Below are 20,799 nucleotides of genomic sequence, written 5' to 3' on the forward strand. Positions count from 1 at the left end.
ATGGCGCAACCCACGCTGGCTCTCAACACCACTGGAACACGGCTCCACACGGATGTGGGGCTTGCCGAAAAGATCACGACCCGGACCGCCACCGTTGCGGTGATCGGCCTGGGTTACGTCGGCTTGCCGCTCGCTCGAGTTCTGGGCGGAGCGGGATACCGCGTTCTGGGGCTAGAGATCGACAAGACGCGCGTCGCCGCGTTAAATGCCGGGACATCCTATATCGACGACGTGGCCGACGGGGATCTCAGACCACTCGTGACCGGCGGTACGGTGTCGGCAACCTCGGATCCTAAGGTGCTGGAGGGGGCCGACGCCGTCATCATCTGCGTCCCCACGCCCCTCACCCGAGCCAAGCAGCCGGACCTCTCGTACGTGACGGCGGCGGTCGCGCAGATCGTCCCGCATCTGCATCCCGGTCAACTGATTGTGCTGGAAAGCACGACCTATCCCGGGACGACACAAGAAGTTGTGAAGCCCATTCTGGAGCGTTCGGGGTTGACGGCCGGAGAGCATTTCTGGTTGGCGTTCTCTCCTGAGCGCCTCGACCCCGGCAATCGGGGCCGCGTGATCCAAGCGGTCCCCAAGATCGTGGGAGGGCTGACGCCCCGGTGCACCGAGCTCGCGACCTTACTGTACCAGCAGGTCACCGCAAAGGTCGTCCCGGTCTCTTCCTCGACCGTGGCCGAGATGGTTAAGGTCTACGAGAACGTCTTCCGCAACGTCAACATCGCACTCGTCAACGAGTTGACGCTGCTCTGCGATCGAATGGGCCTGGACGTGTGGGAAATCATCGAAGCCGCGGGGACCAAACCCTATGGGTTCATGCCCTTTCAGCCCGGGCCCGGCGTCGGCGGACACTGCATCCCGGTGGACCCCTACTATCTCTCCGCCAAAGCGCGGGAGTACGACTTCCACGTCCGGTTCATCGAGCTGGCCGCGACGGTGAATGACAGCATGCCGTACTACGTTCTCTCGCGGACCACCGCGGCTCTCGGCGGCCACGGGAAGACGTTACGGGGCGCCAAGGTGCTGATCTTGGGGGTCGCGTACAAAAAAGACATCTCCGACCCGCGAGAGTCGCCATCGCTCAAGATCATCGAGTTGCTGGAGAAGCGCGGTGCAACGGTCGCGTACCACGATCCACACGTTCCGCACGTGGCCCTCGCGAACCCGCGGGTGACGCTGACCTCGGTGGCGCTCACCGATGAGGTGCTCGAGGCCGCGGATTGTGTCGTCATTGCCACGGATCACACCGCTCTCGATTACACGCGGGTTGCGGCGAAGGCCCGGCTGGTGATCGACACGAGGAACGCACTGAGGGGGAACGGCGGCCCGCACGTGGTGCGGCTCTGATGCGGGACGCGACGGGCCGCGGGAGGGGCCTCCAGGTTGAGGAGCGTGTGCTGCTGATCGCGCTGTTCCTCTTCGCGTTACTGGTGCGGGTCGTGGTGATCGCCCACACCATCGGGTTCCAAACCGATGGCCTGTCCGAGCCGGCGGCTGACAGCCGGATCCATCTCGCGCTCGTCCAGAGCCTCCTCGGTCACCACGGATACAGCCTGAGGGGCCGGCCGACGGCGATTACCCCCCCGCTCTACATATTTCTTCTCGCGGGGCTCTATCGGGTGAGCGGCAGCCCGGCGGCAATTCGGCTCGCCCAGGCGCTGCTGGGGGCGGTGTGCTGCCTGATCGTATACGCGGTCGGCCGGAAGATCGCCAATCCCCAGACCGGTGCCGTCGCGGCCGCGCTCCTAGGCGCCCACCCGCTCGTGGCGTACCTCGCGGGGTTGCATCTCACGGAGAACCTCTTCCTCTTTCTCCTGCTCGTTCTGCTGCTCCAGTCGCTGCGCGTCGCCGAGCGGCCCACCCCCTGGGCCATGGTCGTCATGGGCGGGCTGTTCGGCTTGACCGCACTCACGCGCGCGGTGTTCCTTGCCTTCCTGCCCTTCCTCCTCGTGTGGGCCACCGCCGTCTGGGGCTGGCGCAATCCGCTGGCCTACCGGGTGTTCGCGGTGGTCGCCGCGAGTGCGGTCCTTGTGATTCTCCCTTGGGCGGTGCGCAATTACCTTGCCCTCGGCGGGGTGGTTCCGGTGCAGAGCAACGGCGGCATGGTCTTCTGGGCGGGGAACAACCCGTACTCGGATGGCCAGATGGTCTGGCCGACGCGCGGGACCTGGTCGGATGGGCCCGCCCCCGACAACGGGATGTATGGGTGGCAAGGCGTGGGCCCCGGCGAGGAGAACCGCCGGTTTGTCACCGCCGCGCTGTCCTGGATCCGGCACCATCCCGGTGACTACCTCCGATTGTTGGGGGAGAAACTCGGACGTTTGTATGGCTTCTCGCGGGCCGCCGATCCCCGGGAGATCCCGGTGCCGTTCAGCGTGGTGGTGTTTCACATCGCCCTGCTCGCCGCGGCGTTTGGGGGGGTCATGGTAACGATCCACCGGTGGAAGGCGTACATTCTGCTGCTGGGGCTCATCGTGTTTACGAACGCCACCACGCTCCTTTTTAGCGGGGGGACCCGCTACAGCGTGCCGATGCTGCCGAGCCTAGTCATCTTCGCGGCCGCCGCCCTGGTGACGGCTTGGAGTGCGTCAACAAGACCCCTGGAGGCGTTGCGATGACCGCGGGCGGTCTCCCAACGCCAGCGCTGCTCATTCTGGGGGTGGCCTTCATCATGCTGGCGCTGGCCAGCCCCAAAGCCGCGTTGTTCGTCATCCTCCCGACGATCGCGCTCGCTCCCGAGACCCAAGTCGGACTGGTCGTCATCCGCCCGGATGATGTGATGATCGCGATCCTGGCGGTCTCATGGGGCGTCCGGCGGCTGGTGAGCACGGCGCGCGGGCGCACCCCGCTGGATCAGCCGCTCGTTTTGTACTTCATCATCGGGCTCGCCGCGACGCTCTGGGGAGCGGCGATCGGAACCGCGGACCTCACCTCCCCCGCCAAATTCTCGGCCTCGGGACTGCATCTGCTCAAGCGATTGGAGTTCATTCTGTTCTTCTTCGTGATCAGAGACAGCATCCGATCGATCGTCGATGCCCGACGGCTGATTTATACGTTCATGGCCGCGCTGGCGGCCTTGAGCGTCTATTCGCTCATCACGTACCGGCAAACCGGCACGATCGCGCTCGGTCCCAGCGGCACGCCCATTCATGAGCCGGGACTGGCGTCGCTGTTGAACATCGCGTTGGCGCTGGGGTTCCTGGTTCGTCCCGCGGTGGTTGGCCGGGCCTGGGTGATGCTTGCGGTGCTCGTCGGGTCGCTGTACACGCTCCCGTTCGGGTTGGGGCGCAACTACCTGTCGGCGACCCTGCTCATGCTGGTCATCGTGGCCGTGTGGCGGAAACGGCCGATCCTGCTCCTCTTGCCGATCACCACCTTGGTCATCTCCGTGGTGGGGGTGACCCTCTTCCCGGAGAACGTGACGCAACGGTTTCTCACGTTGACCTCGATCTTCAACGCTCCGGCCCAGGCCAGCGCGCTCGGCGTCTCCATCTTCGACCGGTTTGCGCCAGGGATCGAGCACAGCCTTCAGGTGTTGACCACATCGCCCGTCCTGGGTTGGGGGCTCGGCAGCATCGCGCTCGGCAGCATCGACAGCGAATACGCGGGCCAGTTCATTTATACGGGACTCCTGGGGTTCTTGATCTTCCTTTGGGTGGTCGTGCGCATCGCGAGGACGGCGCACGACGCGTACCGTGCGGCTCTGGCGAGCAACTCCCCGGCGTTGCCGATGATCACCGGGCTGCAGCATTGTCTCCTGGGCTACGCCCTGTACAGCGTCTTCAGCCCTTCGATTTCCGCCGCCCGAGCCGGGGCGTTCTTCTTCACCGTGCTCGGCCTGGTCGCGGTGCTCCACCGGGAGGTGGCCGCGGCGGGGGTGCGGGAGGCGTCGCCGGCCGATGCATGGAGCGAGCCATCAACGGGGGCACTCGGAGCCCCGGCCGCGGAGTGGACGGTATGATCCGGGATACGGCGCTCCACGCGATGGCCGTGGAGTCCAAGGAGGGTAGACGGGTGATCGAACTCGTGGTTGAGAGCAACCACCAGGCGTCTGTGCGACAGGCGCTTCGGGAGCTCTGGGCATATCGCGACGTGATGTGGGCATTCGCCGAGCGCAACGTTCGATTGAAGTACAAGCAGGCGGCGCTGGGGGTCCTCTGGGCGCTGATTCAGCCGCTGTCGTTTCTGGCGATCTTCGTGGTGTTGTTCGGACGTTTCGCCAAACCGAGCGGGGATGTCAGCTCGTACCCGGCGTTTGCGCTCTCCGCATTGATCCCCTGGATGTTCCTGCAGACGGCGGTTTCGTTCGGGGCACAAGCGTTGATGATGGACGGCGCGCTGCTGCGGAAGGTCTACTTCGCCCGGGAGGCTCCCATTCTGGGGGGCGTCTTGGGGTCGGGGCTGGATTTCGCGATCGGGCTGGGGATGCTGCTCGTGCTCAGCCCGTTCCTGGGCATCCATTACTCGTGGGCGATGCTGCTGGCGGTCCCGCTGTGGGGGATCCTGGCCCTGCTGGCCTCGGGGGTGGCGATGGCGATGGGCGCGCTTACCATCTACTACCGAGACTTCCGATATGCGCTGCCGCTGATGCTGCAGTTGTGGATGTTTGCCAGCCCCGTCGCCTACCCGCTCACCGCGGTGCCGGAGCGGTGGAGGCCCGTGTACATTCTCCTCAACCCTGCGGCCGGCATTCTGGACGGTTTCCGGCGGACCCTGACCCAGGGCCGAGGACCCGATCTGGGGCTATTGGCCTTGAGCACCGCGGTCTCGCTCCTCGTGGCCTGGCTCGGATATCGGCTGTTCAAGCACATGGAACCCGGCTTCGCGGACGTGGTGTAGATTATGACCTGGGCCGTGCGTTTCGAGGACGTCAGTAAGCGCTATCGAGGGGTGGGCGGGCCGATGTACCCCGCCCTGCGCTACGATCTCGCCCAATTCGGGCGGAGGCTGGTGGGCCGCGGCCGTCGGAGCGAGGCGAACCCGAAGGGCCGGATGGCCCTCGAGCACGTGTCGTTCGAGGTGCAGCAGGGGGAGTCGTACGCGCTCATCGGTCCGAACGGCGCGGGCAAGACCACCGCGCTCAAGCTCCTCACCCGGATCTCGTATCCGACCGGCGGCCGCGTCCGGGTGCGCGGCCGTGTGGCGGCGTTGATCGAGGTCGGTGCGGGGATCCACCCCGAACTGACCGGCCGGGAGAACGTCTGGCTCTACGGACGGATCATGGGCATGCCGCGTGACGAGATCAAGCGTCGGTTCGACGAGATCGTCGACTTCGCGGAGATCGGCGAGGCCCTCGATCGGCCGGTGAAGATGTACTCGAGCGGGATGCAGCTGCGGCTGGGGTTTGCCGTGGCCAGCCACCTCGACCCGGACATCTTCGTCATCGACGAGGCCTTGGCCGTGGGCGACGCGGGGTTCCAGGCCAAGTGCGTCGAGCGGATGATGAGCCTGGTGCGGGAGGGTCGGACCCTGCTGTTTGTCTCGCACAACCTTACCGCGGTCGAGGCGATCTGCCGTCGCGGGGTGTTCCTCTTGGACGGACGGGTGGAGGCGTTGGGCGAGACCCGCGGGGTGCTGCGGAACTATCTGGATTGGGTGGACACTCGCCAGCAAGCCCGCATCATTCGGGAGTTTCAACCGCGTCCCTCGCGGTTCCTGAAGGTCGAGCGGGTGAGGTACTTTGACGTGCACGGGGTGGAGCGCGCCGCGTTCCGCACGGGCGAAGCGATGGAGATTCGGCTGACCGTGCACGCGGAGATCCCGCTGCTGCGGCCGTGTTTCAGCATCGGCATCAGCCGCGGCGGACCCAGCACGCTCATCGTCTGCTCGATGTTGGCGGACGGCCAGATCCCCGACCAGATCGACGGGCGGTTCGAGGTCTCGTGCCACATCCCCAAGCTGCCACTGCTCCCGAGTGTCTACCAGACGTGGTGCTCGGTCGTGAACAGTCATGCCTACGGCGATCTCTTCGACTGGCAGCCCGTCGGGGCGTTCCGGGTCTCGGACGGACCCGCTTGGCACAACGGACCCGCGCTGATCGGGACGTGGATCGACAGCCCGGTGTACACCGACTACCGCTGGCAGTGGCGGAAGGCGGCGCCCGCCGAGCCCGATGCCGAACCGGCACCGGCCGGGGCGCACGCGCCGTGAGGATCAGGGTTCCCCGGCTGGTGGAGGCCCTGGCGCGCGAGGTCGATCCGTTGATGGACGGCCGGCGCGCGCTGTTCCTGGCGCCGCATCCGGACGATGAGGTCCTCGGCTGCGGGGGCACGATCGCCTTGAAGGTGCGGGCAGACGCCGACGTCTCCATCGCCTTCCTGACCGACGGGCGAAACGGCGTCAAGGCGGCGGGCGGCAGTGGGCGGGCCGTTCGGGAGGTCGAGGCGATGGCCGCGGCCGCCGCCCTCGGGGTGCCCCGGCACCGGCTGACCTTCCTCCGGTACGCGGACGGCCGGCTGGGAGAGCACCGCGGTGAGGCGATCGCGACGATCCGGCGGCTCGTGGAGCGCTGCGGCGTCGAGGACCTGTTCGTGCCGTACCGCCGAGAATACCACCCCGACCACATCGCCACCTGGCAGATCGGGCGGGCCAGCCTTCCCCCCGGGGGCCACCTCTACGAGTATCCGATCTGGTACGGGCCCTGGCTCTGGAGCCGCCTTCGCGGCAGGGCCCGCCTAGCGGCCGCCTCGCACCTCATGGACGCCTTCGGGAGCGTCAAGGTCCGCGTGGCGGGGGTCGCGGGAACCAAGCGCCTGGCGTTGTCGGCCTACCGGTCACAGCTGGCGGGGTTCGCGTCTCAGGGGGCCTGGGGGGCCCGGTTCCTGGAACGCTTCTCCGGCCGCTACGAGATCTTCTTCGTCGCGTAATGCGGATTCTCAGCGTCACCCACGATCATCCCTTCGCCCGAGGCAGCGGCGTGGCGACGTACTGTCAGGATCTGGAACTCGAACTCGTCGGGCGCGGCCACTCCGTGGCGCACCTGACCAGCTGGGAGCGGAGCTGGCGGCCTGCCCCTTACCTGCGGTGGTTCGAGGAGCGGGGAATCACGTTTGCCAGCCTGGTTAACTCTCCGCTCCCCCCTGCCATGTCCCCGGAACGTCCGCTCGCCGACTGCGCCGATGGCCGGATAGAGCGGTTGATGCGAAACTGCCTGGAGCGGACCAGGCCCGATTTGGTTCACATCCACGCCTTCCAAGGACTGTCCGGCTCGGTGCTGCCGATGATCAAGCGTCATGGGATCCCCGTGATCGTCACGCTCCATGACTTTTGGGCGCTCTGTACCCGGATCGTCCTGATGCGCGCCGACGGGATGCCCTGCTCCGGTCCCGACGGGGGGAAGAACTGCGCGCGTTACTGCGCAAATCCCGGCTCCCTCGGCCGGCGTGTGTACCGGCGGCTGATGGCGGTGGTGCCCCCGGGGCCGGGGCGCGAGCTTGTGCAGCGCGCGCGTGCGCAGATGGTGCGGCCGGCGGCCGGCGACCACAGCGCCTGGTCGGCGACGTCGGATACGGCGGCCGCCGGGGAAGCGCAAGGATCGCTTCGCGACACGCTGGCGCACGGCGCACGGTCGGCGCGTTTGCTCGAGATGCTGCGCGAGGCGGACGCGGTGCTAGCGGTCTCCAATTTTGTGAGAGATACGTTCGTCCGCCACGGGGTACCCGAGGCGCGGATTCGGGTTCTGCGCCTCGGCTTGGACCTCTCGCAGACCGATCTCTGGCGGATCAGGCAGGCGCGCGCCCCGCTGCGGGTGGGCTTTCTGGGGCGCGTCGTCCACCTCAAAGGCGCGCACATCCTCGCGGAGGCGGTGCGCGGGATCCCTCCGGACCAGGCGCGGGTCCTGTGCTTCGGCCCGGCCGGCGCGGAGGACGCCGCAAGACTCCAAACCTTGGCGGGGAGGCCGCTCGAGTTCCGCGGTCCGTACGATCGGGGCGATCTGCCCGCGATCCTGGACGAGGTGGACGTCGTCGTCGTCCCCAGCCTCTTTCCGGAGTCCGTGGGCCTGGCGACCCTGGAAGCCCAAGCGGCCGGGTTGCCGGTGATTGCCTCACGCATCGGCGCCGTCCCCGAGTACATTCAAGACGGTCAGAATGGCCTGCTCTTCGAACCCGGAAGTTCGCGCGCGCTCCAGGCATGCCTGAGGCAGTTTCTGGACACGCCCCAGTTAGTGGCCGCGATGTCGGCGCGCACCACTCCCCCACCGACCATGGTTCGACACGTCGACCTCTTGACAGAGGTCTACCGCGCGTGCCTCGGTCACGGGCACCGGACCCCACATGCCACCCAGTCCGCTTGACCTCTCGATCGTCATTGTCAACCGGAACACCCGGCGTCTGCTGGGGGAGTGCCTGGGTTCGCTTGAGGCGGTGCTCGCCCACACCCCCTTACGCGTGGAGATCATCGTCGTGGACAACGGGTCGACCGACGGGTCACCGGCGATGGTGGCCGAGCGGTTTCCCGGGGCGCGGCTCATCCGCAACGAGGAGAATCGGGCGTATGCCGGTGCGAACAACCAAGGCATCGCGCTCGCCGGGGGCCGCAACATCCTCCTCCTGAATTCGGATACCGTGGTCAGGCCCGGCGCGCTTGAGGAGATGATGCGATCCCTCGACGCCGACCCCCGCCTCGGTGGGGTCTCCCCCAAACTGCTCAACCCCGACGGGAGCATCCAGCGGTCGTGCTGGCCGTTCCCGATGAAGGCCGTCGTCGGAAATACCTTGGGTCTGTACCGTCTCGGCCTGCTCGATGACTACCGCGCCTGGGATCACCGGGAAGACCGCGAGGTCGATTGGGTATCGTCGGCGTGCCTGATGGTTCCACGGAGGGTGTTCGATGCCGTCGGAGGACTCGATGAACGCTTCTTCTACGGGGTCGATGTCGAGTGGGCGCACCGCGCCGCCAAAGCCGGCTACCGGTTCCGGGCGCTCGCCCGCCCCGAGGTCGTCCACCACGGTCGGGGCAGCCAGCGGCATGGCCAGACGCCGATCTCGGCGGATGGCCCGGTCGTGGAGTCCCGTTACTTCCGGGCGCACTATGGGCTGCTCGGCGTCGTCTTCTTCCGCGCGGTACTCATCGCCGGCGCGCTCCCCCGGCTGATCGTCTGGGAGATTTTGGGACGGTGCCGGCTGAGCCGCCACGCCGAGGAACATCGGGCGATGCTCCGACGGATCCTGGCCTCGGCGCTCTGCATCCGGACGGTGTAATGGCGATGGGGTCCCGCCCGGGCGCATCCGTGCGGTCCGACGATCTCGAAGGGGAACCTCTCGCACGTGAGGAGATGTCGATGCCGGACGAGTGTTACTGCACCGTTGTGATCCTCAACTTCAACAAGCGCGACCTGCTCCGGCGGAGCCTGGACGCCCTGCGCGGGGTGACGGCGCTGCCGTATCGCGTCGACGTGATCGTCGTCGACAACGGATCGACGGATGGCAGTCCCGACGTTGTGCGGGAGGCATTTCCCAGCGTACGGCTGGTCGTCAACCCCCACAACCTGGGGAGCGCGCAGGGGCGAAACACCGGTCTCCGCCTGGCCAAAGGGGAGTTCGTACTCTTTCTCGACGACTCCACCACCATCTCTCCCGACCAGCTCGACCGGCTCATCCAGATCGCCAGGGCCCATCCGGAAGCGGGGATGCTCACGGCGATGAAGGTCGATTCCGGGGGCACCCCCCTCTACGGCTATCACGTCCCCTCGCCGTCCACCTTGGGGTTCGCGTTTTTCCTGGTGAACGAGCTGTCCCTCATCGAGATCGCCCGGGCGGTGAAGCGGCTTCTGCGGTGGGGAGCGCCGGTCCCGCACGAAACCCGGGACCTCGTGGAGATCCCGTACATCGGCGGCGGAATCATGTTCTGCCGCAGCCAGGCGCTGCGGGAGGTCGGGCCCATGGACGACCGCATCTTCATTTACGGCGAGGACTTCGACTGGTGCTATCGGTTCCGGCGGCGCGGGTGGAAGATCCTCTACGCGCCCCAAGTGCACGTGCTTGCCGGGTTCGGGATAAACGCCACACGAGCCAAACGGGCGTCGCTTGTGGCGCTCCACAGCCGGCGGTACCTCTTTCAGAAGTATGTCGGCCGACGCTACCTCGCCTTCTATGCGGTGATCGCGCTGGTGGGGCTCCTTCCGAAGCTGATCAATTATTTGGTGAAGGGAATCCGCGGCCGTGGGGCTCAGGACATCTCCACCTGGCTCTGGTTACGCCGGGCGGTCCTGTGCATCGTCGGCTTGGAGCCCCCCCCCGGTCCGCCGATCGCAACGGGACGGCGACATGCATCCTAGCATCCTGTTGATTACCAACGAGTATCCCCCCGAGAAAATCGCCGGGACCGCCGTGGCCACGCGATTTCTGGCCGAGGAGCTGGTCTCGAGAGGGCACCGCGTGACCGTCGCCGTCAACACCCGGGAGCATGCGCTTCCGCACGAGATGTCGCACGCGCTCGAGGTGGTCCGCCTCAGACCGGCCCGCGTCCCTTTGACGCGGATGGCGCAGCGAGCCGCTCTGCTGGCCGCCATCGCGCGGCGGGTCCGCCCGGACGTCATCCAGGGACAGTCGCTCTCCTGCGGGTTCCTTGCGTGGCTCACCGGGCGCGCGCTGGGCATCCCATCGGTAGTCTACGTCCAGGGGCTCGACCTCTACCAGTCCGGAGCCTGGGCCCGACGGACCTACATCCGGTGGGCATTGACCCGCTGTGACCGGGTGGCGACGGTGACCCCGGACCTCCAGGCCAGGGCGCTCGCGCTCTCCGGACGCCGGGGTGAGGTTATTCCCCACGGCTTTCGACAGGAGCCGTCGCACGAGCTGGACCGCGGGACCGCACGCTCCCAGCTCCACCTCCCCGCCGACGCCAAGGTCCTGCTGTTCGTCGGGCGGCTGATCGCGGAGAAGGGGGTTGACCATCTCCTCGACGCCATGCCCCGCGTCCTGTCCCGCTGCCCCGACGCGCGGTTGGTCGTGGTGGGCGAGGGGGAGGAGCGGTCCCGGTTGATGCAGCGGGGTCGAGATCTGCACCTCGGGGAGCACGTGGTGTTTGTCGGAGCGCAGGCGCACGCAGAGGTCATCCGGTACATGCGGGCGGCGGACCTCTTCGTCCTCCCCAGCCTTGTCGAATCCTTCGGAATCGTGCTGATCGAGGCGATGAGCTGCGGGCTCCCCATCGTGGCCTCGAACATCATGGGAATTCCCGCGGTGGTCGAGGACGGCATCAACGGGTCGCTGGTCACGGCCGGCGATGCCGCGGCGCTTGCCGATGGGGTGGTGGGGGCGTTGACCGATCCGGCGAAGTCCGCCGGATTCGCGGCGCGGAATCTCCAGAAGGCCGCCGGATACGCCGTTCCCCGCATCGCCGACCGGTTCCTCGATCTTTGGCGGGGCGCCGCGGTGGCGGGGACGCACGGGCTTCCCGCCGGGGACTCGGCCCGGTGACGCGATGTTGAGGGGAGCCCAGTGACCATCACCCACCTGCGGAACGTGGGATGCCGCTGCCTGCTGGGTCGGGAACTGGACGCCGCCCGTCGTGCGCATTGGGCGACGCAGTGGCAGTCGGGATCGGCGATCGGGGCAAGCCAGTGGGCGCAGCTGCGCACGTGCGTGAGCCACGCGCGGCAGGCCAGCCCCTTTTACCGGGAGCGGCTGGCGACGGTGGACCTCGATGATCCCCTGACCCCCGAGGCGTTTCGGCGGATCCCGCCACTGCGCCGCCAGGACGTGATCGCTTCGTGGTCGGCGATCCGCACGGGGGCCACCTGGTCCGGCGTGATGCGGCGGCGGTCCGGCGGAAGCGGCGGGTCCAGCGTCCAGGTCCCGCTGACCCGTGCGACCTACTGCTGGTACATCGCCGGAACATGGCGCGGGCTGCGGTGGTGGGGAATCGATCCCGCCGACCGCGGCGCGATCGTCCTTGGGTCGGGGGCGAGCGGGGCGCGGAGCGCGGCGATCCGGGCGAAGGACTGGGCCATGAACTGGTGGCGTGTGCCGGTGGACGGGGAGTTCGATGGGCGGGCGGACACGATCCTGGACCGCCTGGAGCGATTCGCTCCTGCGTTTGTCTACGGGTATCCCTCGGCGATGCACCGCCTGGCGGAGGCGGTCCGCCACCGCGGGTGGAGCCCTCGGCGCCCCCTCAAGGTGATCGTGGCGACCGGGGAACCTGTGTATCTGGCCCAGCGGGAGGCGATCGCGCGGGCGTTTGGTTGCCCGGTCGCAGAGGAGTACGGGAACGGGGAACTGGGCTCGATGGCGTTCGAGTGTCCCGAGGGCACGCTGCACATCACGGCCGAGAACGTCTTCCTCGAGGCCGTCCGGTCTCACACCCCGACGGATGGCGGTGGGGTCCCGATCTTGGCCACCCAGCTCCGCAACCGCACCTTCCCACTCATTCGATACGAAACGGGGGATGTCGGGGTGGTGAGTCCCGGGCCCTGCCGGTGTGGGCGAGGGCTCCCCGCCGTGCGGGTGTCCGGGCGCCTCGACGAGCGGTTGACCGGGCCGGCGGGCCTGATCCTGGCCCGCGCGACGGTGGAAGCGTTCTTGACCGCGCTGCCCGAGCCGCTGCGGGCACACGTCCAGGTCATCCACCCCGCGCGCTCGCGCCTCCTCGTGCATGTGGAGGGCTCGCAGCCACCGGCGGGCGATCTGGCCGCGGCGACCGCGGCGGCCCGGGCGGCATTTGGGGACGGTTGGGAGATCGCCGCCGCGGCGGTCGACGGTCTGCCCCGCCTCGCCTCCGGAAAGCGGCCGGTTTTTGTCCGGAGCTACGCCTGATGCGCGCGCTGCTGATCACGAACGATTTTCCCCCCATGGGGGGCGGCGAATCGACCTGCTACGCGCGGGTCGGCGCCTCGGTCCCGCCCGACCGGATCGTCGTGCTGGCCCCCCGGCTTGCCGGCGACGACGCCTTTGACCGTGCACAGCGGTACCGGATCATTCGAAGCTCCGTTCCAACCGGCTCCCACCCCGCGGCCCGCCTGGCGCAGATCGCCCTCTTCTTCGTGCGAGCGGTCCGCGTCATCCGCCGCGAGGCCATCGACACGATCCACCTCGGCCACCTGTACCTGGGGCCTATCGGGTTCATGCTCAACTGGTGGTGGGGCCTCCCCTATGTGATCTACCTGCATGGGGGGGAGATGGCGGCGTACATGCGCCTTCGTCCCATGCGCGCGGTCGCCAGGGCCATCGTGCGGCGGGCCGCGCTCGTCGTCGTCAACAGCGCGTACACCCGCGAGCACTACGCGGCGCTGGGGATCCTACCGGCCCGGGTCGAGGTCTTGAGAATCAGCCCGGGAACCGCGCAGTTCGCGGGCGAGGGCGAAGGCCGTCGGGTTCGCGCCAGGTACGCCCTGGGCGACGATAAGGTGATCCTGACCGTCGGCCGGCTGATCGAGCGCAAGGGTCACGACATGGTGATCCGCGCGCTCAGCTTGGTGCGCCGATCGGTCGGTCCCGTTCGATACCTCATCGCCGGCCGGGGTCCCGAGGAGGGGCGGTTGCGCGAGGTCGCGCAAGAGGTCGGCTGCCTGGATGCGGTGTGCTTCATGGGATACGTGCCTCCGGCCGACCTTCCCGGCCTCTACGCCGCGTGCGACGTGTTCGCCATGCCGAGCCGGGCGTTACCTCAGCGCGACGGCATCGAGGGATTCGGGATCGTCTTCCTCGAGGCCGCCGCGGCCGCGCGGCCGGTCGTGGGGGGCCGCAGCGGTGGGATCCCGGAGGTCGTTCAGGACGGGGTGACCGGCCACCTGGTCGACCCGACCGACGTCGATCGGTTGGCGGAGGTGTTGATCGAGATCTTGCGCGATGGCGGAGAAGCCGCACGCCTCGGCGCGAACGGGAGGCGGCACGCCGAGGCGGTCGAAATCGCCTGGGATGCCGCGATCAAGCGTATCTGGGGGGAGCCGGCTCCCGCCGGCTAGCGCCGTGCCTCGCGATCGTGTGCGTGTCCTCCACGTGATTACCCGCTTGGTGGTGGGCGGCGCTCAGGAGAACACCCTCCTCACCGCGGCGCATTTGGACCCGGCGCGGTACGAGGTCACGCTCGCCAGCGGACCGACGGTTGGGCCGGAGGGCAGTTTGGAGGATCGCGTTCCCGCGACGAGCGCGTTCGTGCGAATCCCCGATCTCGTTCGCGCCCCCCACCCGGTGCGCGATCTCTCCGCCCTGGCCCACCTGTACGCGTTGATGCGGCGGGGTCGATACCACATCGTCCACACCCACACGACGAAGGCCGGCCTGCTGGGGCGGATTGCGGCCCGACTCGCCCGCGTCCCGATCGTCCTCCATACTCCCCACGGGCACGCCTTCCACGACTATCTGAACCGTCCCGGGTCGGCGGGACTGTGTCGGCTGGAGCGCGGGCTGGCCCGATGGACCGACCAGATTATCTGCCTGACCGAGGCGGAGCGGGATGACCATCTCCGCCTCCGCATCGGGCCGCCGGAGCGGTTTACCGTCATCCACAGCGGGGTCGACGTCGACCGGTTTCGGGACGCGCGCCCCGACGTCCGTGCCAAGCGCCGGGAGTTGGGACTCCCTCCGTCCGGACCGCTGGTCGGATGCGTCGCCCGGCTCGTGCCCGTGAAGGGGGTGCAGCACCTCCTCGAAGCGGTCCCAGGCATCCGCGTGGGTGTGCCCGATGCCACGGTGGTCTACGTCGGCGACGGGGCACTCCGCCCCGACTTGGAGCGGCGGGCCGCCGCCCTCGGCGTTAACGGGTCGGTCGTCTTTCTGGGGCTGCGGCGCGACGTCCCGGAGATCATGCCGATCTTCGATCTGGTGGTGCTCCCCTCGATGAACGAGGGCATGGGCAAGGCCGCCGTGGAGGCCATGGCGGCGGGGCGTGCGGTCATTGGATCGCGGATCAGCGGGATCCAGGATGTGGTGACCGACGGGGAGACCGGCGAGTTGGTTCCCCCGGGCGATCCGAACGCCCTGGCGGCGGCCATCGTCCGCGGCCTCGCCGATCCCCCGCGCGCTCGTGCGATGGGGCTCCGCGCCCAGGCGCGAACCGACCCGTACAGCATCGAGACGATGATGGTGAAGATCGATCACCTCTACACCCGGTGGCTGGCGGCCAAAGGGTGGCCCCACTCATCGAGCGGGGGATCGCCCGCCCACCGGGTCCCTTCTCGGTGACCCCCGTGGTGGGGGCCCGTGCCCGGGTGGGGAGCCGGATCTCGGCTAGGAGCATCGACACGGGGCGCGCGGACCCGGTTCAGGCTCAAGAAATCGCGCCGGTCCTGCGGCCGTGAGGCGGATGACTCGAAACCTCGGGGGGCGGGGGCGGCCCCTGGTCAGCTGGGGTGTGGCTCGTAGACAAAGTTGCTGTCGGCATCGCGGAACAGAGGGAGGCGCGCATCCTTCGGCGACAGCACCGGGTGCGGGATCGGCCACGTCACCTGTAGATCCGGGTCGTTCCAGAGGATGCCCCGGTCCGCGTCCGGCGCATACTCCGCGGTGACCCGATAGACCACGTCGGCCTGGTCGCTCAACGTGCAGAACCCGTGGGCGAACCCGACCGGCACGTAGAGCATCCGCCGATTACCCGCGGAGAGCGTCACGGCTACCCACCGTTGGAAGGTCGGCGACCCCCGGCGGATATCGACCGCCACGTCGAAGATCTCCCCGTGGAGTACGGTAACGAGCTTCGCTTGGGCCCTGGGATGTTTCTGATAATGCAGGCCCCTGAGCACCCCGCCGGTGGAGTGCGAGTAGTTATCTTGGAGGAAGGTGGCGGAGATGCCCGCGTCAACGAACTCGGAGCGCTTGTACGTCTCCATGAAAAACCCGCGGCCGTCGGGAAGCACCGTGCTTTCAATGAGGATGAGGTCTGGAATCTCGAGGCGTTCGAACCGAAAGGGCATCTCGGGTCCTCTCCCGGTCCCGGAGCGGCTGCGGGGGTCCGCGGGCGACACGCTCCATTTTTCCGGAGCACAATCGCGCCCGCCCGGACAACCAAGCCGGCGCGGAGCCCACGATACCACGGGCCGCCGCGGAGTGTCAACGCGAGCCGCGCGGGATCGCGCGTCCGGGGGCCGGCCGGCCTGGGTATTCACAAGGAGGATCGTGCCGGTGGCGGCCCGTAGTGGTGTCTCCGTCACGCCGGCAGGTCGTGGGCAGAAAGTGCGGTCGGGAGGCGCCATGGGGGAACTGAAGGGGTTGGTCCTCTCGGGTGGGCGCGGCACGCGGCTGCGCCCGCTGACCTACACCAGCGCCAAGCAGTTGATTCCGGTCGCAAACAAGCCCATCCTGCATATGGTTCTGGAGCAGATGGCGGCGGCGGGCATCAAGGAGATCGGCGTCATCATCTCGCCGGAGACGGGCGCCGCGGTCCAAGAGGCCGTCGGCTCGGGCGAGCGCTGGGGGGTGCGCACCACCTTCATCGTCCAGGACGCCCCCCACGGGTTGGCGCACGCCGTGCAGGTCGCGCGGCCATTCCTCGCGGACAGCCCCTTCTTGATGTTCTTGGGGGACAACCTCATTCAAGGGGGAGTGCGTCAGCTCCGCCAGCGGTTCGAGGCCGGCACCGCCGAGGCCTTGATCCTCCTGAAAGAAGTCGCGGATCCTCGACAGTTCGGGGTCGCGGTCCTCAACGGCGATGGAACCGTCCGGACGTTGGTGGAGAAGCCCGCGGTTCCGCCGAGCAACCTCGCGCTGGTGGGAGTGTACCTGTTCCGACCCAGCATTCACGGGGTGATCGCGCGAATCCGACCGTCGGCGCGCGGCGAGCTGGAGATCACGGACGCGATCCAGGAGCTCCTGCGACAGGGTGGGCGGGTCGACACCGTGCGCCTCGAGGGTTGGTGGTTGGACGCCGGCAAGAAAGATGACCTGTTGGAAGCGAACCGGGCGGTGCTCGACGAATTCACCCAGCGCCATGTGCTCGGGACCGTCGACGCGGAGTGCGTCGTCACGGGTCGGGTCGAGATCGGGGCGACCACCACCGTGCAACGCAGCGTGATCCGCGGCCCGGTGGTCATCGGCGAGCGCTGCCGGGTGCGCGGGGCGTTCATCGGCCCCTACACCGCGATCGGAGACGACACCACGATCACCGAGACGAGCATCCAGCACTCCGTGGTGCTCGACCACTGCCATTTGGAGGGAATTGATCGGATCGAGGACAGCGTGCTCGGGCGCGGGGTGACGATCAGACGGTCGACGGACGGCCCCAGAGCGCTCCGGGTGTTTGTCAGCGACGACTCGCAGATTTCGCTTTGATGCCCGCGCTTTCCATCATCATCCCCACCTACAACGAAGCGGAAACCATCGGCGCGCTCGTCGACCGGACGACGGCGGCGCTCGACGGGCTCGACTACGAACTCGTGGTCGTCGACGACAGCACCGACGGGACCGACCGCATCGTGGCCGGGTTGGCGGGCACGCGTCCGGGCCTCCGCCTTATCCATCGGGAGGGACGCGGGGGCCTCGCCTCCGCCGTGATCGACGGCATCAACGCCGCCAGCGGCGAGGTGATGTGCGTCCTCGACGCCGATCTCCAGCATCCCCCCGAAGCCGTCCCGTGGCTGCATCGAGCACTCGAACACACCGGCGCCGATCTGGCTGTCGCCAGCCGGTACGTGCCCGGCGGTCGGTCGGAGCTCTCGCCGCTGCGGCAAATCGTCTCCCGTGTGGCGGTGGCCCTGGCCCAGGTACTCCTCCGCCGTGCGCGAGGGATCTCCGATCCGATGTCGGGGTTTTTCGCCTTCAGGCGGCGCGTGGTCGAGGGTGTCCGCCTGCGCCCGCTCGGCTTTAAGATTCTGCTCGAGATCCTCGTCCGGGGACACGTCCGGCGGGTGGTGGAAGTGCCCTATCGGTTCGAGGTGAGACACACCGGCCAGAGCAAGCTCACTCTGTCCCAGCACTGGGAGTACCTGCGGCACCTCCTCCGGCTTCGGCGAGAAGAACCTCCCACCGCGACGTTTGAGCGCTTCGTCCTCCCCCCCACCTTCGGATCCCCGCCCGGCGACGAGGCGCTGGCGCGACGCGCGGCAGCCGGCCGGCTCGAGTTCGTCCGATACCCCGAAAACGGGCCCCTACCGGAGGTGCGCGTGGTATCATCTGGCCGCACGGCGGTTCCGCGGGTTTCGGTGATTATCCCGACCGCGCATGCCCGTCGTGCCGCCCTTCTCGATCGCCTGCTGCAGCAGCTCGCCGCCCAACACCTGCAGGAGACCGAGGTGATCGTCGTGCAGGGGGACCGGCGTCAGGGGCGGGCGATCAACACCGCCGCGGCGATCTCGCGCGGAAGCATTCTGGTCACGATGGACGATGATACCCAGCTCGGCGATGGCGGGGTGCTTGACGCGCTGGTGTATGCGCTCGACCAGGATCTCACCATCGGGATCGCGGGGGTGCCGAACCAGATTCCCCCGGACGCCCCGCCGTTCGTCCACCGGGCGCTGCGCGAGCTGCCGAGGCGCAGTTCGCCCATCGTGCACGTCGTCACCGACAGCGACATGGCCGAGCACCCGTGCCTGGCGATCAGGAAGGAGATCTTCGTCCGCATCGGGGGCGAGCACGAACAGATCCCGCGCGGGCTCGACCCGTACCTGCGTCGGGAGGTTCGCCGTTTGGGGTACCGCGTGGTGGTGGTCCCCGGGACGTCGATCCACCACCTCCTCCCATCGACCTTGGGCGGCCTGGTACGCCAGTACTTCCGAAACGGGCTGGGCGCGGCCTATGTCGCGAAGTTCCACCCCGAGTTCGTGATCGAGCAAACGACGGGCCACGATGAGCCGGTCCCTCCACCCACCGCACTCCCCCAGCGGGTCGGAAGATACCTCCGCCACCTCGCCGCTGCGGTCGCATCGTCCAAGTGGGTCTACCTGGCGACGCTCGTGGCGTATGCCGTGGGATACACCTTGGGGCTGTTGACCCTGCGAAGAGATTCTTTGTAACGTTCCGCCGCCCCGGGCCGCGCGGAGATCCATCCGTACGGATGAGAGGTTCCCCACAAACGGAGGGTGTACGCCTTCCCGTCGCGGGAGTACGGTGAGGACAGACAGACTGATCTTGCCGAGTTCCCAGGGGATTGATGCGGAACCTTGTAACGGGCGGGGCCGGATTCATTGGATCGCACCTCGTCGATGCGCTGCTGGCGCGGGGGGATGAGGTGTGGGTCCTCGATAACCTTTCCACCGGGCAGACCGGGAATGTTGCGCACGTCATCGCCCACCCCCGGTTTCGGCTGATGACGGGGTCTGTGCTCGACCGCGCGCTCGTGGAAGGTGCGGTTGCCGCATGCGACGTCGTCTACCACCTGGCCGCGGCGGTGGGAATGTCGTACATCGTGTCCGACCCCCTGCGGGGCATCGCCACCAACGTCCAGGGGACCGCGAACCTGCTCGAGGCCGCCTTCGCCCACCGCCGGAAGACCGTGCTGGCCTCCTCGTCAGAAGTGTACGGGAAAAACGCGAACGTGCCTCTCCGAGAAGACGATGACCGCGTGCTCGGTCCGACGACGGTCAATCGGTGGTCGTACTCGGCGTCGAAGGCAATCGACGAGCACCTGGCCTTTGCCTACGCGGCGCAGGGCATGCCGGTGGTGGCGCTTCGATTCTTCAACGCCTACGGGCCGCGGATCCACTTTAATGGATACGGCACGGTGGTGGCGAGATTTGTGAAGCAGGCCTTGAACGGTGAACCGCTGACCGTCCACGGCGACGGCCGGCAGACACGCTGCTTCACCTACGTGGTGGATACGGTGCGGGGAATCCTCGCGGCCGGGAGCACTCCGGAGGCGAATGGCCTCGTGTTCAACATCGGCAACACCGGGGAACTGACGATCCTGGAGCTCGCCCACCGCATCAAGGCGTTGAGCGGGTCGTCGTCGCCGATCAGGCTGGTGCCGTACGCGGATTACTACGGGCAGAGCTACGAAGACACCCGCCGCCGCGTCCCCGATATCACCCGGGCCCGCCAGACTTTGGGCTTCGAACCTAGCGTCCCTCTTGATGATGGACTGTCGCAGACGATCGCCTGGTGTCTCGACCACAATTTTCTCGCATCGGCGGTGGCCAGGGCCCCTCAGGCCGTCCCGGCTCTATGATCGTCGCAATCCATCAGCCGCACTACCTGCCCTGGCTGCGCTATCTACACAAGATCGCCTCGTGCGATGTGTTTGTCCTTCTCGATGACGCCCAGTACACCAAGAACGGCTGGCAGAATCGCAACCGAATCAAGGGGCCCAACGGGGCGCTCCTGCTGACCGTCCCGCTCCGCGCCGCCGCCTTCCGGCCGATCGGCGAGGTCGAGATCAACCCGCAAACATCGTGGCGGGAGAAGCATTGGAGGTCGATCGTCCAGAGCTACGGAAAAGCCCGGTACTTCCATCAGCATCGAGAAACCTTTGAGCGCATCTACGCCGGCGAGTGGGGCAGCCTCGCCGCGCTGAACTTCGGCCTGCTGCGGGCGCTGACCCAGGGATTCGGCATCTCAACGCAGGTGGTGGCGAGTTCCGACCTCGGGGTCCCCGGACATGGAACGGACCGCCTGGTTGGCCTCTGTCGGCAGCTTGGGGCCAGCCACTACCTGACGGGGGCGTTTGCGGTGGGGCACCATTTGGACGCCGAATCGTTCGCCGCCGCCGGGGTCACCCTGAGCGTGCAGGACTGGGCCTGCCCTGCCTACCAGCAGCAATTTCCCCAGCTGGGTTTCATCCCCGAACTCTCGGCGATCGACCTCCTGTTCAACGAGGGACCACGGAGCTTCGAGATCCTCATGAACCGGTATCCTCACCCGGCGCCAGAGTCGGTCGCTCCCGTCCCCTCCTAGAACCGCGTCAGCCCGCCGGAATCGGCCC

Annotated in this window: 18 protein-coding genes; 17 read left to right on the plus strand and 1 reads right to left on the minus strand. The window is 67.8% G+C overall.

The window, feature by feature from the left end:
* From VKV57_05775 to VKV57_05835, 13 genes are all read left to right on the plus strand, one after another.
* Positions 1-1,356, plus strand: a complete 1,356-nt coding sequence (locus tag VKV57_05775; protein HLW59420.1) for a nucleotide sugar dehydrogenase — start codon at positions 1-3, stop codon at positions 1,354-1,356.
* Positions 1,356-2,627: a glycosyltransferase family 39 protein gene (locus VKV57_05780; GenBank protein HLW59421.1), complete on the plus strand. Its 1,272-nt coding sequence runs from the start codon at positions 1,356-1,358 to the stop codon at positions 2,625-2,627. Before VKV57_05775 ends, VKV57_05780 begins: the two co-directional genes overlap by 1 nt.
* Positions 2,624-3,970: a hypothetical protein gene (locus VKV57_05785; GenBank protein ID HLW59422.1), complete on the plus strand. Its 1,347-nt coding sequence runs from the start codon at positions 2,624-2,626 to the stop codon at positions 3,968-3,970. Before VKV57_05780 ends, VKV57_05785 begins: the two co-directional genes overlap by 4 nt.
* The gene (locus VKV57_05790; protein ID HLW59423.1) at positions 3,967-4,848 is read left to right on the plus strand and encodes an ABC transporter permease; all 882 of its coding nucleotides are present in this window, start codon (positions 3,967-3,969) and stop codon (positions 4,846-4,848) included. The genes VKV57_05785 and VKV57_05790 overlap by 4 nt, the downstream gene beginning before the upstream one ends.
* 3 nt (positions 4,849-4,851) lie before the next feature.
* Positions 4,852-6,159 carry an ABC transporter ATP-binding protein gene (locus VKV57_05795; protein HLW59424.1) on the plus strand — a complete coding sequence of 436 codons (1,308 nt, stop codon included), beginning with the start codon at positions 4,852-4,854 and terminating at the stop codon, positions 6,157-6,159.
* Positions 6,156-6,875 (plus strand): PIG-L deacetylase family protein, encoded by a 720-nt coding sequence (locus VKV57_05800; GenBank protein HLW59425.1) that lies wholly within the window; start codon positions 6,156-6,158, stop codon positions 6,873-6,875. The genes VKV57_05795 and VKV57_05800 overlap by 4 nt, the downstream gene beginning before the upstream one ends.
* Entirely contained in the window at positions 6,875-8,302 is a 1,428-nt protein-coding gene (locus VKV57_05805) for a glycosyltransferase family 4 protein (protein ID HLW59426.1), read from the plus strand. The genes VKV57_05800 and VKV57_05805 overlap by 1 nt, the downstream gene beginning before the upstream one ends.
* Complete coding sequence (locus tag VKV57_05810; GenBank protein HLW59427.1) at positions 8,283-9,209, plus strand: glycosyltransferase family 2 protein; 927 nt, start codon at positions 8,283-8,285, stop codon at positions 9,207-9,209. Before VKV57_05805 ends, VKV57_05810 begins: the two co-directional genes overlap by 20 nt.
* Before the next feature lie 80 nt (positions 9,210-9,289).
* Entirely contained in the window at positions 9,290-10,285 is a 996-nt protein-coding gene (locus tag VKV57_05815; GenBank protein HLW59428.1) for a glycosyltransferase family 2 protein, read from the plus strand.
* Entirely contained in the window at positions 10,275-11,429 is a 1,155-nt protein-coding gene (locus tag VKV57_05820; protein HLW59429.1) for a glycosyltransferase family 4 protein, read from the plus strand. The genes VKV57_05815 and VKV57_05820 overlap by 11 nt, the downstream gene beginning before the upstream one ends.
* A 21-nt stretch (positions 11,430-11,450) precedes the next feature.
* The gene (locus VKV57_05825; GenBank protein HLW59430.1) at positions 11,451-12,767 is read left to right on the plus strand and encodes a hypothetical protein; all 1,317 of its coding nucleotides are present in this window, start codon (positions 11,451-11,453) and stop codon (positions 12,765-12,767) included.
* Positions 12,767-13,915 carry a glycosyltransferase family 4 protein gene (locus tag VKV57_05830; GenBank protein HLW59431.1) on the plus strand — a complete coding sequence of 383 codons (1,149 nt, stop codon included), beginning with the start codon at positions 12,767-12,769 and terminating at the stop codon, positions 13,913-13,915. Before VKV57_05825 ends, VKV57_05830 begins: the two co-directional genes overlap by 1 nt.
* Before the next feature lie 4 nt (positions 13,916-13,919).
* Entirely contained in the window at positions 13,920-15,134 is a 1,215-nt protein-coding gene (locus VKV57_05835) for a glycosyltransferase family 4 protein (GenBank protein HLW59432.1), read from the plus strand.
* A 158-nt stretch (positions 15,135-15,292) separates the two neighbouring features.
* On the opposite strand, the gene rfbC is transcribed toward VKV57_05835, so the two are convergent.
* Positions 15,293-15,862 carry a dTDP-4-dehydrorhamnose 3,5-epimerase gene (rfbC, locus tag VKV57_05840; GenBank protein HLW59433.1) on the minus strand — a complete coding sequence of 190 codons (570 nt, stop codon included), beginning with the start codon at positions 15,860-15,862 and terminating at the stop codon, positions 15,293-15,295.
* Between the two features lie 286 nt (positions 15,863-16,148).
* Between rfbC and VKV57_05845 the strand changes: the two genes are divergently transcribed.
* The 4 genes from VKV57_05845 to VKV57_05860 all read left to right on the plus strand — a co-directional run bounded on the left by VKV57_05845 (position 16,149) and on the right by VKV57_05860 (position 20,771).
* A complete protein-coding gene (locus VKV57_05845; protein HLW59434.1) occupies positions 16,149-17,216 on the plus strand; it encodes a glucose-1-phosphate thymidylyltransferase in 1,068 nt (355 codons plus the stop codon).
* The gene (locus VKV57_05850) at positions 17,216-18,895 is read left to right on the plus strand and encodes a glycosyltransferase (GenBank protein ID HLW59435.1); all 1,680 of its coding nucleotides are present in this window, start codon (positions 17,216-17,218) and stop codon (positions 18,893-18,895) included. The genes VKV57_05845 and VKV57_05850 overlap by 1 nt, the downstream gene beginning before the upstream one ends.
* Positions 18,896-19,032: 137 nt before the next feature.
* A complete protein-coding gene (locus VKV57_05855; protein HLW59436.1) occupies positions 19,033-20,046 on the plus strand; it encodes a GDP-mannose 4,6-dehydratase in 1,014 nt (337 codons plus the stop codon).
* Positions 20,043-20,771, plus strand: coding sequence for a WbqC family protein (locus tag VKV57_05860; protein HLW59437.1), 729 nt, complete (start codon positions 20,043-20,045; stop codon positions 20,769-20,771). Before VKV57_05855 ends, VKV57_05860 begins: the two co-directional genes overlap by 4 nt.
* The last annotated feature ends 28 nt before the right edge of the window (positions 20,772-20,799 follow it).

It is taken from the genome of bacterium, assembly GCA_035307765.1.
GTDB lineage: Bacteria > Sysuimicrobiota > Sysuimicrobiia > Sysuimicrobiales > Segetimicrobiaceae > Segetimicrobium.